This is a genomic window from Thermostilla marina (genome assembly GCF_054657455.1).
The window spans coordinates 943,770-958,781 of sequence record NZ_BAAHYR010000001.1; the positions used below are offsets into that span (position 1 = coordinate 943,770).

Annotated in this window: 11 protein-coding genes; 4 read left to right on the forward strand and 7 right to left on the reverse strand. The window is 62.7% G+C overall.

The window, feature by feature from the left end:
• Window positions 1–10 precede the first annotated feature (10 nt).
• Window positions 11–625, forward strand: coding sequence for an ATP-dependent Clp endopeptidase proteolytic subunit ClpP (clpP, locus tag ACYQ2I_RS03325; RefSeq protein WP_460165571.1), 615 nt, complete (start codon window positions 11–13; stop codon window positions 623–625).
• Between the two features lie 110 nt (window positions 626–735).
• Here clpP and ACYQ2I_RS03330 read toward each other — a convergent pair whose 3' ends face one another.
• A complete protein-coding gene (locus ACYQ2I_RS03330) occupies window positions 736–2,346 on the reverse strand; it encodes a coiled-coil domain-containing protein (RefSeq protein WP_460165572.1) in 1,611 nt (536 codons plus the stop codon).
• Between the two features lie 398 nt (window positions 2,347–2,744).
• Between ACYQ2I_RS03330 and ACYQ2I_RS03335 the strand changes: the two genes are divergently transcribed.
• Both ACYQ2I_RS03335 and ACYQ2I_RS03340 read left to right on the forward strand, forming a co-directional pair.
• The gene (locus ACYQ2I_RS03335) at window positions 2,745–3,656 is read left to right on the forward strand and encodes a DUF1559 family PulG-like putative transporter (protein WP_460165573.1); all 912 of its coding nucleotides are present in this window, start codon (window positions 2,745–2,747) and stop codon (window positions 3,654–3,656) included.
• A 259-nt stretch (window positions 3,657–3,915) separates the two neighbouring features.
• Window positions 3,916–4,893 carry a family 43 glycosylhydrolase gene (locus ACYQ2I_RS03340; RefSeq protein ID WP_460165574.1) on the forward strand — a complete coding sequence of 326 codons (978 nt, stop codon included), beginning with the start codon at window positions 3,916–3,918 and terminating at the stop codon, window positions 4,891–4,893.
• 21 nt (window positions 4,894–4,914) lie between these two features.
• Here ACYQ2I_RS03340 and hemB read toward each other — a convergent pair whose 3' ends face one another.
• A complete protein-coding gene (gene hemB / locus ACYQ2I_RS03345; protein WP_460165575.1) occupies window positions 4,915–5,934 on the reverse strand; it encodes a porphobilinogen synthase in 1,020 nt (339 codons plus the stop codon).
• 139 nt (window positions 5,935–6,073) lie between these two features.
• The gene (locus ACYQ2I_RS03350; protein WP_460165576.1) at window positions 6,074–8,650 is read right to left on the reverse strand and encodes an alkaline phosphatase D family protein; all 2,577 of its coding nucleotides are present in this window, start codon (window positions 8,648–8,650) and stop codon (window positions 6,074–6,076) included.
• 404 nt (window positions 8,651–9,054) lie between these two features.
• Here ACYQ2I_RS03350 and ACYQ2I_RS03355 point away from each other — a divergent pair, with 404 nt between their 5' ends.
• Entirely contained in the window at window positions 9,055–10,662 is a 1,608-nt protein-coding gene (locus tag ACYQ2I_RS03355) for an HDOD domain-containing protein (RefSeq protein ID WP_460165577.1), read from the forward strand.
• Window positions 10,663–10,724: 62 nt separating this feature from the next.
• On the opposite strand, the gene ACYQ2I_RS03360 is transcribed toward ACYQ2I_RS03355, so the two are convergent.
• The 4 genes from ACYQ2I_RS03360 to thpR all read right to left on the reverse strand — a co-directional run bounded on the left by ACYQ2I_RS03360 (window position 10,725) and on the right by thpR (window position 14,979).
• Window positions 10,725–11,477 carry a hypothetical protein gene (locus ACYQ2I_RS03360; protein ID WP_460165578.1) on the reverse strand — a complete coding sequence of 251 codons (753 nt, stop codon included), beginning with the start codon at window positions 11,475–11,477 and terminating at the stop codon, window positions 10,725–10,727.
• Between the two features lie 194 nt (window positions 11,478–11,671).
• On the reverse strand, window positions 11,672–12,886 hold the full coding sequence (gene larC / locus ACYQ2I_RS03365; protein WP_460165579.1) for a nickel pincer cofactor biosynthesis protein LarC: 1,215 nt from the start codon (window positions 12,884–12,886) through the stop codon (window positions 11,672–11,674).
• 168 nt (window positions 12,887–13,054) lie between these two features.
• Window positions 13,055–14,329, reverse strand: a complete 1,275-nt coding sequence (gene lysA, locus ACYQ2I_RS03370; protein ID WP_460165580.1) for a diaminopimelate decarboxylase — start codon at window positions 14,327–14,329, stop codon at window positions 13,055–13,057.
• 68 nt (window positions 14,330–14,397) lie between these two features.
• Window positions 14,398–14,979 (reverse strand): RNA 2',3'-cyclic phosphodiesterase, encoded by a 582-nt coding sequence (gene thpR / locus ACYQ2I_RS03375; protein ID WP_460165581.1) that lies wholly within the window; start codon window positions 14,977–14,979, stop codon window positions 14,398–14,400.
• Between the last annotated feature and the right edge of the window lie 33 nt (window positions 14,980–15,012).

A 15,012-nucleotide genomic window follows, 5' to 3' on the forward strand; every position in this document is an offset into this window, starting at 1 on the left:
GTCGACCTCCATGCCGCTGATTCCTTACGTGATTGAGAAAAGCGGGCGAGAAGAGCGGGCGATGGACATCTACAGTCGCCTGCTGAAGGACCGGATCGTATTCATCGGCTCGGCGATCAACGACGAAGTCGCCAACGCCGTCGTCGCCCAGCTTCTGTTCCTCCAGTCGGACAACCCCGACGCCGACATCCACGTGTACATCAATTCGCCCGGCGGGGCCGTGACCGCCGGACTGGCCATCTACGACACGATGCAGTTCGTCCGCTGCGACGTGGCCACCTATTGCATCGGACAGGCGGCGTCGATGGGCGCCGTGCTGTTGGCCGCGGGAACCAAGGGCAAACGCTTCGCCCTGCCGAACTCGCGCATCATGATCCATCAGCCCTTGGCCGGGACCGAGGGAACGGCCACCGACATCATGATCCACGCGAAGGAATTCGCGAAGATCAAGGAACGTTTGAACCGGATTCTCCTGAAACATACCGGCCACCCGATCGAAAAGATCGAGCAGGATACCGACCGCGATCGTTTCATGTCGGCCGAAGAGGCCAAAGAATACGGCCTGGTCGATCACGTGATCGAAACGGCAACCGACGCGTCGAGCAAGACCAACGGCGACGCCTGACGCACGGCTCGGAAACCTGATCACCCACGAAGTTCGAACGCCCGACGGAGACGCGAAAGCGTTTCTCCTCGGGCGTTGTGCGTTATTCAATCGGGAAGATCGTCGCGGGATCAGTTGGATTCGCGAATACCGTCGAAATACTCGCGGGTATGCTCTCGGTACGGTGCCGGAACCGGTTGCGTCGCCAGCGGATCGATCGGCTCTTCGCGGAGTCGCTCGATTTCGCCGCGGATGGCACTGACGGCGCCGGTTCGCAAGTTCGGGCCGCCCGCCGTGCCCGAGACGACGAGGCCTCCCGGTCCCACCTTGGCCGGGGCCTGCGAGTCGCGGAACTTGACGTCGTCCTCGGCGATGGGACGCGGCCCGTGGCCTCGGCCTTCACCAAGACCGGAGCCTGTTCCATTGCCGTTACCTACACCGCAGCAAGCGGCGCAGCCCCTGCCGTTGCATTGCTTGCAATTCATTTGATTTTGGAGTTGCTTGAGATCGGCAAGGGCCTGGTCAAGCAACTTCCCCCGGCCGGCTTGCCGGGCAAGTTGTTCCAGTTGTTTTTGTGCCTCGGCGAGAGCTGCGCCCGCATTCCGGCAATCTCCCGCCTTGGCGCACTGCGAGGCCTGTTTCAACTGTTCGGCCAGTTTCTGTAAGGCTTCGGCCTGATCGGCGTTCTTGGCCATTTGGTCGAGTTGTTTGCGCAGTTGCTCGGCCAGCTCACGATTTCCCGCGGCTTCCGCCTGGGCAAGTTGCTGCGCCAGTCGGCGTTGGGCCTCTTGCTGTTTTCGGGCGATCTCTTCGAGCGACTTTTCGATTTGCTCGAGTTGGTTGGCCAACGCCTGCTGCGCTTGGGGGTCGAGTGCGTTTTCTTCGAGCTGTCGCCGAAGGTTTTCGAGTTCACGATTGATCTGTTCGGGATTGCCGCGACGCAAGGCGTCGGCCAGCTTGTCGGCGGGGCCGCGATCGATGTTCGCCAATTGCTTCAATTGCTGTTCCAGTCGGTTCGGATCGGCGAGTCGCTCTCGCTGTTCCGCCAGCTCTTTCCGAAGTTCGTTCAATTCGACGAGGGCTTCTTTGCGGTTCTCTGTGGCCAATTCAGCCAGTTTTTCGCGGGCTTCAAGCAGCTTTTGCTTGAGGATTTCCAAGTCTTCGTCGGTGCTTGGTGGTGCGATGAGCTGCTTCCGGACCTCGCGGACCGGTTCAATCGTGTTCGTCGTGGCAGTCGACGGCGGTTGTGCCGATCGAGAGCGGCCGCCCACCGGCGAGACGAACAGGAGCACCAGCAGCAAAGCCCCCGCAGCGGGAAGCGGCCACAGCAATCGTCGAGACAGACGCACCGGGAATCGCGAGGAAATATCGACGCGCTGCAACCGTTGCTCCGTATCGCGCAGCAGTGCACTTCCGGCAGGTTGCCGTCGCTGGTCTTCCGACAGGCTGATCGCCGACGCCAGGCGGTCGTCGAGAGCAAAACGACGGTCGATCAGGTAAGCGGCGTCCAACAATTGCGGACGCGTCCACCACGCCCATCCGCCTGCGGCCAGAACGGCTAGACCGAGGCTGATGGCGACCATCCACCCGATGTCGAACGAGAGAAAACCAAGGCGTTCGAAAACGCTTGCGGCCGCTGCGAACAACAGAGCCGCGGCCATTACCGGTCCCAGGATTTCGAGAAACCGCTGAACGATCAGCCGTCGCCGTGCCGCTTCGATCGATCGGTGGAACGTGTCCATACCTTGCCTCACAGCGAAGAGTAGACACAACGAACTGTCGGCTGCCGTCCGAACTGTGCGAACCGCGCCAAATTGCCTCGCGACGGCAACGATTCGGCAGAGTATTCGCTCCTGCACCCGCATTATAGCCGTTGGACGAGCAGAAACGAGACGGAAAGTTCTATCCCCCCCTGGAAGAGAGGGGTTGCGCGATCGGCGCCGAATGCGCTGGCTGGCGAAGGCTGGCCCCGATTCGGTTCGGCGCTGGCATGTTCCGACCTGCTGTGTCACAATGACATCTTAGAGCAAGGGTGTCGATCGACGTCGCCGGGCCGGGCCGCAGGTTGCTGTGACAGAAAAAAACGGCAAAAAATGCGCGTGTCGAGGCGGCGCGGTCTTCATTGGAAGGGGAGCGAACCATGCGAGGAAAGGCACACACCGGCTTCACGTTGGTGGAATTGTTGGTCGTGATCGTCGTCATCGCGATGCTGGTGGCGTTGACCGTGCCGGCCATTCTTTCGGCCAGAGCGAGAGCACGTCAAACGACCTGCACCGACCGCCTGCACAATCTGGCAAATGCCATACACGAGTACGAGTTGGCAAAAGATCAGCTCCCCGGCTATGTCGATAGTTTCGGTGGTGTGGGTAATTTGAGCTGGGTGCTCATGATTTTGCCCTATACCGAGCACACCGACGTCTGGCGGAACGTGCGGCAGGGGAATCTTCCTACGCCGCCGGACGAGTATGCCGTACCCGAATTCTTGTGCCCCGTGGGCGAGCGGACGGACTCGTTTTGTCCGCTGAGCTACGTGGTCAATTGCGGGATTCCCGACGGGACGACGTTCGACGTCAAGGGAGTTCCCACAAACGAAGGGACGCAGTTCGCCCTGTTCTTCAACCACGACACGGTGAATTTCCCCAACCTGGCTTCCACCCGCATCAAGGTCAAGCTCGACAAGATTCCCGACGGGCAGCAGTTCACCTTGCTTTTGGGCGAGAATCTTCAGGCGACCTATTTCGTACCGATAGACGCCGCCGGTACGTTGCGGCCGGTACGCGAAGCCGACGTCGGCATGCTTTTCACCCAAACGCCGGGGGCGTGCGGTTCGGCCGACGGAAACGTCGTTCCGCCGAACATGTGCACGACCGACCTGGTGCCTTTCCCGCGGGACAATCCGCCGGTACGTTACGCCCGACCGTCGAGTCTGCATCCCGGCGGATTCATCGTCGCGTACGCCGACGGCCACGCCGCTTTCGTGGGAGACGACATCGACTACCAGTTGTATCAGCAGCAAATGATTCCCGACGACGTGACCGCGGGAATTCGCTGAAGCGGTAGCCCTTCGCCCGCTTGCGGAGCCAAAACCGTTCAACCGGCCGATAGCCCCGTACGCCCGGCGGTGTGACAGGGACGGCCCGCCAGGGACGATCAATGTCGATTCGCGTGTCGGTTTGCAGCGGTCGCCTTGGGGCTGAAAAAACAGCTTGCGATGTGTCGCCTGAACGATGTAGCTTGGCCGAAGACAGCCCTCCCGTTCCAAGGCGGAAAGGCGAACGGCGGCTGAGCGACGACGGTACAGGGAGAAGGTCATGAACGCGCACCTGCGACACATCGTGTTGGTTGCCTTTGCGGTCGTTACGGGGCCGATCGCTTCGCATGCCGAAATCCGCTCTGCGGCTCCTGTTCCACGATTGGCCGGTGCCTATGTGAATGTCTACAAGCCGGCCGGAGACGTCTTTCCCGGTCCCGACGAAGGCGAGTTGATCGCGGGCAAATTCTATCGTGAGTGGGTGCCCAACGATCACTGCTTTGTGCGCGATGAAAACGGAGTGTGGCACGCGTTCGGGATCACGCATCCGCGGACCGATCTTGACAACGTTCACTTGGGCGAGAATTTGTTGTTTCACGCGGCCGCACCGCCTGGGACGTTGCGCGAGGTCTTGAAGCCCGAAAAGTGGCGCGATCGGCCGAAGGTGCTTCCACCGGCCGAACGGCCCGATGAGATTCGCGCGATTCACGCACCCACCATCGTACGGCACGACGGTTGTTACGTGATGATCTACGGCCCCACGCCCATGCGGTCGGCGGTCTCACACGACCTGGTTCATTGGAAGCCGACCGGGCCGTTGGAAGGGGCTCCGGCGGGGCGCGACCCGAATGTCCTGCGCGACGGTGATCGCTACTACATGGTCGTCTGCGGCGACGGCGCCGTGACCGCGGCCGTCTCGCGCGACTTGCGGAAGTGGACGCCGCGGGGACGCATCCTCGAAATGCCCGAGGGCGTCGATCCTGAGTCGCCGTTTCTCGTTCGATACCGCGACGCCTACTACTTGTTCGTGTGCGGATGGAACGGCGTGTGGGACCGCAAAGACCTGCAAGGGGCCTATCAGCATGTCACCTACGTGTACCGATCGACCGATCCGTTGCACTTTGGGCGGGATGACCTGGTGACGACGCTCGACGCGCACGCCCCCGAGGTGTTTCAGGACGAGGCGGGCGACTGGTTCATCTCCAGCGCCGAATGGCCCTATCGCGGCGTGAGCATCGCACCATTGCGATGGGAATGACAAGCGAGCGATCGAGCGGCGTCAGCCGGAAAGGGTATCCAGCCAGCGGACGGCCTCTTTCGCCCAATAGTTGATGACGATGTCGGCTCCCGCGCGGTGGATGGCCAGCAGCGACTCCAACGCCGTACGGCATTCGTCGAGCCAACCTTTTTCGGCGGCGGCCTTGATCATGCTGAACTCGCCCGACACGTTGTACGCCGCCAGCGGCACGCCGGGAAACCGATCGCGGACGAGTCGGATGATGTCCAAGTAGGGCAAGGCCGGTTTGACCATGATCATGTCGGCCCCTTCGGCCAGGTCGAGTTCGACCTCGCGCAGGGCCTCGCCCGGTGCGGCGGCCGGGTCCATCTGGTAACTGCGGCGGTCGCCGAATTGCGGCGCGCTTTCCGCGGCATCGCGGAAGGGACCGTAGAAACTGCTCGCGTACTTCGCGGCGTAGCTCATGATCGGCACATGCGCGTACCCGGCTTCGTCGAGCGCCGTGCGAATCGCCCGGATCATGCCGTCCATCATGCCGCTGGGGGCGACGACGTCGGCTCCGGCGGCGGCGTGCACGACCGCCTGCCGGCCCAACAGCGGCAGCGTGGCGTCGTTGTCGACGTCCGTGCGGCCCGTGCACTCGCTCAAGGGACCGCAGTGCCCGTGGTCGGTGTATTCACAGAAACAAACGTCGGTAATCACCAGCAGATCGGGAACGGCGGCTTTGATTGCGCGGACGGCGCGGGCGATGATCCCCTTTTCGCTGACCGCATCGCTGCCCACGTGGTCTTTCTCGGCGGGAATGCCGAACAACAAGACGCCGCCTAGGCCGAGCTGCTTCGCCTGGCGGGCTTCCTGCACGAGTGCATCGAGCGACAGTTGCGCATGGCCCGGCATCGAGGCGATCGGCCGCCGCGATTCGTCTCCGGCATGCACGAACAGCGGCAAGATCCATCGCCGAGGAGAAAGCTCCACCGATCGAACCAACCGCCGCACCTGCGGATGATACCGCAATCGCCGCATTCGCACCGTGGGAAAGTTGCCGTTTTCCGCCGGTTGCATGGTCTGTTCTCGCACCTTGAAATGGTCGTGGAATCGCAAAAAATCGACCGACGACCGCCCGAAGCGTTCTCACTGCGGGCGGTCGCCGGGGAGTCGTTACACCGCTTCACGGCTCATTTGCGATAGGGTGTTTGCCCTATCAGAATTCGACATCGACGACGCCGACGGCCTCGGGGGTCGCGTCGAGTTCAAGGGTCTTCCAGGTGTTCGTGTCGGGTTCGCCGACGACCACCTTGTAGCGCCCTTCGGCAAAGACTTTCGGTCGCATGTACGGACCGCGGTTGCGGATGGCGTAGACCAGTTCGCCTTCGGCGTCGAACACCTTGACGACCGGGTTTGCGATCCCGTGCACACGCAACATCGGCAACCAGGCGACCGCCTTGCGACCGTAGTTGTCGTTCTGGATGATCGTCCGCGGCCAGCCGGGGTATTGCGTATCGGCGGGGTTCGCCGGGTCGGCGTAGCGCGGCCAGCATTCGACGGTGATCGTGCGGGCATAGCGATTGCAACGGAGGATGCCGTAGCCGGGCATCTTGTCGTGCAGCTCGGCCGGTTCGCGACCGGTCGACCAATCGGGGTTCGTGGCAGCGTACATCGTGACGCGGTTCTTCATGCCGTCGAAGTGACGACCGGTCCATTCGGGATAGCCCGGGATGCGGTTTTCACCGGGCACCGGCGGCTTCCACATCCGCGGATAGAAATTCGCGATCGACGGCACGGCAAAGGACCAGCCGGCATCTTCCCAATCGTCGATCCCGTGGTGCACCAAGGTCGCCAGGTGCTGGTCACCTGCCAAGTGGAAGGCGAACGCCTTGCGCAACAGATCGACCGCCCGCTTGCGGCCCGATTGCGGCCAGCCGTTCGAATCGAAATCGGCGATCAGGTATTGCAAGCCGGCGCCGTGGTGGGTCGCCAGCCCGGCGAACACGGTTTGCGAGAAGACGAGTTTCATATCGGCGCCGGCCCAATCTTCGGCCCATTCGCGCAGAAACTTCTCTTGCCGTTCGCCCAGCAATTGCAGGCCGGGTACGTCGGCCGACATCACGTCGTAATCGGGATTCACGACATGATCGGCTCGGCTGGCACCGCCGGGCGGAACCCGCCCGTTGCATCCCGACTTGAACTTGCGGTCCTCGATGATCGCGATGCTCAAGCGTCCCCAATTCATCGAGGTGTAGTACACCCCGATGCCTTGCTCGATGGGGGTGGGATCGTACGGGTCGGGAAGGTTCGTCGTCTGCGTCAGCTCGACCATCTTGACGAACTCGGCGGGATGGACATAGCCGCCCTTGTCGTCCTTGTCGATCGGGCGGCCGCCTTCACCCCACAGGTTCCCTTGATACACGTCGTGATCGTCGGGAATGCTGATCGTCGGAATGTCTTTCGCCAGGTCGCGGTATGCCCAGCACCACAAGTACCACTTGTACAAGTAATCGAGCTCGATGTTTGCACGATCCGGGAAAGTCGGACTGCCCCCCTCGTAGACCTGGTCACCCGAGAAGAACAGAAGGTCCGGATCCTGCTTTTGCACGTGATCGCACAAATCTTCGTGGGGGAACCAGACTTCCCGTTTCCACGAAAAACCGGGGCGCCCGATACGGTGCGAGTTGTTGTGGTTGCCCGTGAACCCGGCGACGTTCACCACCGGCTTTTCGACCGGGTCGTGGCGGATCGTCCCGCCGAAGGAAAACTCGCGCATTGCGTCGCCGACGGCCGCTCGGTAACGCACCCGGTACGGCGTATCGCGGGTATCGTCCCAGTCCGGCACACGGAAGGTGGCCACGAAGCCGGGCACGACGATCGGTGCCTCGGCGATCTGGCGCCAGGTGCCGTCTTTCTGCACGTCGAGGGCGACGGTGCCGGTATCGCCGTTTCCTGCCGCTTCCCAACCGATTGGCAACAACTGCGCCGAAAGCTTGAGCACCTTGCGGCTGAGGGTGTACTTCGTGCAGGCGATCGGGCCGAAGGTACGGCCTTCGTCGGCGTCGATCTTCGTGCCGGAGACCTGCAAACCGGTGAAGGCGAACTTGCCCGAGGTGTTCGCCTGCTTGTTCCCCGGATCGGCGGCCAAGGCGATCGAGCCGACGACCCGCTCGTCGGCGACGGTGGTTTCTGCACGGCTCAGCTCGGTACCCGCGGCGTCGGCAACGACCAGCGTCAATTGATAGCCGCCGTCGACCGGCTTGCCTTCGAGGGTCAACTGCAAAGGCCGCGGTTCGCCCATTGCCGCGGGCGGTTGGACTTGTTCCTTTTCGAAGTCGGCGAAGAAGGCCTTTCCGTCGGGGGTGGCGGCGGCTACCAGACCGGCCCCTTCACCCGGAAAGGCGTGGACCAGCACGACCCGTCGGTAATCGACGCCGGGACCGCCGATCCCGATCAACAATCCGCTGAAGGCCCCTTTGCTGGGCTGAGTGCCCTCGTCACCGTTCCACTGGGTGTTCACCGTGATGCGGAACGTCCCGTCGCCTTCGGCCAGGCGATGGGTGAGCAGATGCAACGTCCGCATGTTCAGCCGGGTTTCGTCGGCGATGCACAGAATCTTCCCGTCGGCCAGTTTCCAATCTTGGGTGCGGTTGGCCCAGAATTCGGGGCCGATCCACGAGCGTTCGACGCCCGCGGGCAGCTTCAACGTGTACTCGGCGGCGGAAGCCGAAACGGCCGTCGCCAGTGCGGTCATCAAGGCACCGCAGAGCAGGACACTCCGCAAACGCTTCATCGTGGCGTTTCCTCCATGTTGGGTGTTCGGGTTGGAGAGACCATCTTGCCGATTCGAGGGACATCGCAACCGATGCCCGGCACAACACCGCGCAAGCCTCACACCGCCTGTGCGCGCGTTTCACGTCGCAACCGACCGATCGCAGCGCCCCGGCGGGGGCTCCCTCCCATTCCGTTTCGCATAATCCCACCTTACCCATTCGAATGTCGAGATTCCACCATCCGCACGCTTTGAAGCGGTTGGAATCGTCAGCTAGAGTTCAATCGGGCATTCCCGTAAATGCGGCCGGTTTTGCAGATCGCGCCAAAGCTATTGAATGTTCGCATTGTAGGTGTTTTGCGCAAAACAAAGGGCGACGAGTCGGTTCGCACCGCAAGTCGATTTCCCGTGCAGGAACCAGCAGGATGACGGATTCCGCGTCGATCATTGATCGCATTGCAGCACGTGCCGGAGAGCTGTATACCTTGCCCGCGGTGGCCATGGAGGTCCTCGATCTGACCGAGCGGCCCGACGTCGACGCGGCGGCGCTGAAACGCTGTATCGAAAAAGACCCCGCCTTGACCGCCAAGGTGCTGCGGGTGGTGAACAGTTCGTTGTTCGGCCTGCCTCGCTCGGTGGCCGACTTGAACCAGGCCTTGGCCCTATTGGGTATCAAGCCGCTGAAACTGTTGGTGTTGGGCTTCAGCCTGCCGCCCGAGCTCTTCCAAGGTGTCACGCCGACGACGCTGGAATTCTATTGGCGGCACACGTTGACCAAGGCGGTCGCCGCCCGCGAATTGTGCGAACAATTCTGGAAGCGTTCCGGCGACGAGGCCTTCATCGGCGGTCTTCTTCAAGACCTGGGAATGCTCGTGCTCATCCGCCAGTTGGGCGGTGCGTACGAACAATTCGTCGAGAAACTGATCGACCGCGGCGACGACATTCTCGCCCGCGAAGCCCAGTCGATGGGCTTCAACCATACGCAGTTGACGGCGCGGTTGCTCACGCAATGGGGCTTGCCCGGCACGCTGGTCGAGGCGGTTTCGTATCCTGCCGACAAAGAACAGATTTCAGCCTCGGCCCGCATGATCGCCGAGATCCTTGAACTTGCCGAAGCCGCCGCCTGCTTCTTGGGCGACGGGAAGCCTTCGGCGCTTTCGCAAGTGGTCGAGGCGGCCGCGAAAGCGCAAAACATCGACCGCGACACAATCGAGGCGTTCCTAGCGACACTGGACGAGAAGGTCTCGCAGTTGGCCGAGGTGTTCTCGGTTCGCACCGACGACCTGCCTTCGGCGCAAGAGCTGCTCGCCCGGGCGCACCAACAACTGGCGGTCGTCGCGGCATCGGCGGCGACCGAGATCGTCCGTCAGGACGAAATGCCCGAGGAACGCCTACAGGAAGAGGACGAGCTGGCCGCGGTGATGGACGCCTACATGGACGACGACTTCCGGCCGTCGCCGCGACTGGTGGCCGCATCGAGCGGCAACGCCCCGATAGCCCCGGTCACGATGTCGGCTGAAACTCCCGCCGCGACGGCGACCGTGGCCGAACCCGAAATCGACCCCGGCTTACTGGGCAACCTCTCGGCGGCCGTCCTTACGTGCCGGCAAAATCACTGGGCATTGTGCCTGGTGCTTTTGAGATATCATTCTCCCGACACGATGGCCATGCAACTGGGGCTGGATAACCTCGAAAAGCTCGTCCGCGTGTTGCATTTGGCCTGCGAGCGGTTGGAGCACCCGGCCGCCGTCGTGCAGCCTTACGGCGATGCCGGTTGCGCCCTTGTCTTGCCCGACTGCGAGCGAAAACAGGCCGTCGAGTACGGGCATTACCTGGTCGATACGATTCGTTCGCTGCCGATCGGCAAAGGCGGGCTGGCGCAAGGGATTCTTACGCTCGACGTGGGCATCGCCGAGGTCGACGTGCCCTCGCGGAACTTCGAGCCGCGCCGACTGCTCGAAGCCGCAGCCCGATGCCTGAACGCATCGCACGCCTCCGGCGGCGCGGTCGTCAAGAGTATCGAAATCTACTGAGCCGCCGGCACACCCATTCGATCGGGCTGAAGAACGACGGCACGCCTGCGAGACCGGCGCGATCAAAGCCGCGAGCTGCCGCGCCGTTTTGCGAGCACGCGACGCACGGCCGAAGTGGGCAATTCGAGTCGGGCGGCAATCTCCGAGGTTTCGAACCCGTAATCGGCCAGCGTAATGACCTCGTCGATCACGGCGGCGGGCAACTCGTCCGAAGCACTCGTCGCCGGCTCGGCGATCGTCGTCGTGGAGGAAGATTCAGCCGCATCGCCCGTCGCGGGTTCCGTTCCCCGTCGCGTCGACGGGACGGAATCGACGTTTTCCTCACCGGTCGGCGTCTCCTCGAACCGTTCCGGTGGGGGCGAGGGGGTGGTGTCTTCTTCGGGTACGAGCGAGGCCGAGACGAGGCCCGCATCGTCGTCTTGTTCCGGTTTGTCGGACGACTGCGACTGGAGTTCGCGAAGCTCCTCCGGGAGCGCCATGTTCAAGGCTTTTTCGAGTCGGGCTGCCGCCCGATCGGCCTCGCGAATCAGGTTTTCCAAGAGAGCGATCTTGGTGTCGAGTGTTCCCTCGATTTCGCGGAAGCGTTCTTCCAACCGCACGTGCGCCTGGTCTTCGTTGGTGGCGAAGGGACCAAGCGGCTTGCCCGCGACTCCGTCGAGCATGGCCTTGATCGTATCGCCGCGACTTCCCCACGAGGCACGTCGCTTGTTTTTCTTGGCGGCGTTGCGGACGGAGAGGTAGACGACCATCACGACGAAGGCCAACACGAACAATCCGAACAAGCTGCTTTCGGCCAGGAGAAACATGGAATCCATCCTTTTCCCTTGGGGGTGGGCGGTCAGGACTGGTAGTCCGACCTCCACTTGGAGTAAGAGGGCCCGCGAACCCCCAGGATTGTATACGATATGCAATCTCAGCGCGCACGCCGACCTACCGGAATCTACCATATATCTTCGCCGATAAGATGGCGATCTTGCCGTGTGTGCCCCAATGAGGCAGGCCTTCGTCGCTAGAACGACCAGGTTTCGGGGGCGTCGCCGGCGAGTTGTTCCGGTCGGAAGGCCGAACGGGCCTGTTCGTACACCTGACCCAGCGATACGCCCGCCGATTCGGCAACCTGACGGCACGATTCGAACTCGGGGGCAAACCGCAACGAGCCGTCCGGCAGCCGAGCGACTTTGCCCGCCACGGGGCCCCAGGGGGTTTCGACCTCGAAGGCTCGCCGGGGTAGGGTGTGTCGCTCCACCGGCATCCGCCGTATACCGAGGGTCGTCGTTTCGCGGAAAATCGTTGCTTCGACGCGGGCGAGATCGGGCTCGCGACACAAGACGGTGAGCGTCACGGCGGGACGATTCTTCTTCATTTGGATGCCCACCGTGTACACGTCGAGCGCCCCGGCCTCCCACAACTTTGCCGCACAGTAACCGATCATCTCGCCGCTGGCGTCGTCGAGGTTCGTTTCGACGACCCAAATGCGGTCGGTTACGGGTCTCGGCACACCATCGGACACCGTCCCTAAGAAGCAACGCAGCACGTTCGGTTGCGATTCGATGTCGCGCTCGCCGGCCCCGTAGCCGATCCGTTCGATCGTCATCGCCGGTAGTGCGCCGAACGACTCGGCGACGGTCGCCAAGATCGCCGCACCCGTGGGGGTGGTCAATTCCATAGGGATGTCGCTTGCCGCAATGGGAATGCCGCGCAACAGTTCGGCGGTGGCGGGAGCGGGCACGCTGCACGTACCGTGGGCAATGCGGATCTTGCCCGTCCCCGTCGGAACCGGTGAGGCCGCTACCTTCGCCGGATCGAGATGACACAACCCGACCGCCGCGCCGACGATGTCGGCAATCGAGTCGGCCGCGCCCACCTCGTGGAAATGGACCTTCTCGATCGTCGTGCCGTGCACCTTGGCCTCGGCCTCGGCCAAGCGGCGGAAGATGCGCTCGGCCAGTTGTCGTTCGGCGTCGGTGAGCGTCGAACCGTCGATCATTTTCAAGATGTGCGACAAGTGTCGGTGCGCGTGTTCTTCGGCTGCCAAAACGCGCACTTGCGTCGCCCGAAAGCCGCGTTTCGTGGTTTCGGCGGCCTCCAATCGGCAATCGGGAAGCCCCAGCGAGCCGATCCGTTCGTTCAGCAGGTCGAGGGGAACTCCCAGATCGACCAGGGCGCCCAAGGTCATATCACCGCTGATACCTGATAGACAATCGAAGTAGAGAATCGTCGGCATGGTTTCTTCTGCTGCTGCAACTTGCGCGGCGCGTGAGGTGGGATATTCGACGTCTCCAGTATGGCCGAACCACCGTCGGTACACCAGCGACGAGCCGCGCGACAACCGATCACCCAGCAATTTGACGCAGCCGCGAACGCCGGGGGGCGAGGATGCTGCGAAGGCGGTTCATGCGTCGCGGGCGGGGATCGTTTCCGCGGCGAACAGGTCTTCGTAGCTTTGTCGTTTGCGAACCAAGTAGGGCGTCCCGTCCTCGATCAGCACCTCCGCGGCGGTGGGTTTCGAGTTGTAATTCGAACTCATCACGAAGCCGTAGGCTCCGGCGCATTCGATGACCAAGAGATCGCCGGGGGCTGCAGTCGGAAGCGAACGGGTGACGACGAATCCGCCCTCTTCCTGCGTGAAGATGTCGCCCGATTCGCACAGCGGTCCGCCCACGATCGCCGGAACCATCGGCCGTCGCGTATCGCCGTCGCTCGGTACGATCGAAATGGGATGGTACGCGCCGTACAGGATCGGTCGCGCCAGGTTGTTGAAGCCTGCATCGACCAGGTAGAACAGGTTCTCGCCTTGGGTCTTCACCGCGCGAATCTCACAGATGAGATACCCGCTTTCGGCCGAGAGATACCGTCCCGGTTCGATTTCCAGCCGAACGGCATGCCCGAAGGCGTCTTCCAGGCGTTTTCGCGTTTCGTCCCACAGCTTGAAATACGCATCGAGGTCGATCGGCTCGTCTTCATCGCGATAGGGGGTCGGCAAGCCGCCGCCGGCGCTGATCGTGCGGACGTTTCTGCCCGCCTCGAGCGCCGCTTTTTCCATCGCCCGGCACACCTGCGCGAGATGTTCCAGATCGGTCCCCGAGCCGATGTGCATGTGCAGCCCGGTCACGCCCAGTCCGTAATGTTCGGCTTCGACCAAAGCGTCGTGAAGCTGCTCGTGCCAAATGCCGTGTTTCGACAGGTCGCCGCCGGTGTTCGTCTTGCGGCTGTGTCCGTGGCCGAAGCCGGGATTGATGCGCAACGTGATGTCGCGCCCCGGCGCGACGGCCCCGTACTGGTCGATCATGTCGCGCGAGCCGCAATTGACGTGGATGTTCTTCTCGACGACCAACGCGAGCGCGTCGCGATCGAAAATATCGGCGGTATAGACGATCGGGTGCGGATCACCGGTCGGCTCGTATCCGGCAGCGAGCGCCCGATGAATCTCTCCGGCACTGACGGCGTCGACCATCGCACCTTCACGGCGCAGCAAGTCAACCACGGCCAGGTTGGAACAAGCCTTTTGGGCGTAGCGGACGACATCGAACCGCCGCAGTTCGGCCATGCGTTTGCGGATGACTGCGGCGTCGTACACGTAGGTGGGCGTTCCGAATTCCTTGGCCAGCTCGACCACCGGCAAACCGGCGATCTCGGTACGGATGGGAGAAAAACGTGGCTGTGTCATCGTCGGAGAAAACTCGTCTTGCTCGCTTTTCGTTTTCAAAACACGAAGGGCAATTCGACCGGGCCGCCTCAGTTGCCCGCCAGTTCGGCGTGGCCCAGCGGCTTGTACACAGGCCCTTCGGGCTGCAAATCGCTCGAATAGACGACGACCTCGTCGACCGCCGTCATGCCGACTTCGTATCGTTCGTTCTTGCGAAGCATGTCGGCGAGGAACCGAATCGCTCCGCCGCCCCCGCGGACACGCCCCAGCGTGATGTGCGGACGGAACTTGCGGGCTTCACGCCGGAACCCCAGCGGAACCAGCGCCTGTTCGACGCGATCGGCCAACTCGATGAGCTGGGGACCGCCTTCGGTGATGCCCATCCACACGACGCGCGGCCGATCAAGCGTCGGAAACGCCCCCAACCCGTCGACCTGGACGGTAAACGGCGGCAATTCGGCAACCGCTTGTTGAACGGCCCGACACACGTCATACACGTCGCGGGCGTCTACGTCGCCGAGGAACTTGAGCGTCAGGTGCATGTTCTCGGGACGGACCCATTTGACGTCGGCGCCGCTGGTGCGCAGGCGGGCGATCGCCCTGCCGGCGCCGTCGACGATCGCCGGGTCCAAGTCCACGGCGACGAATGTGCGGATGCGATACTTGCTCATCGTTTGCCGAATCTGCGATGCCGTTTGTGTTAC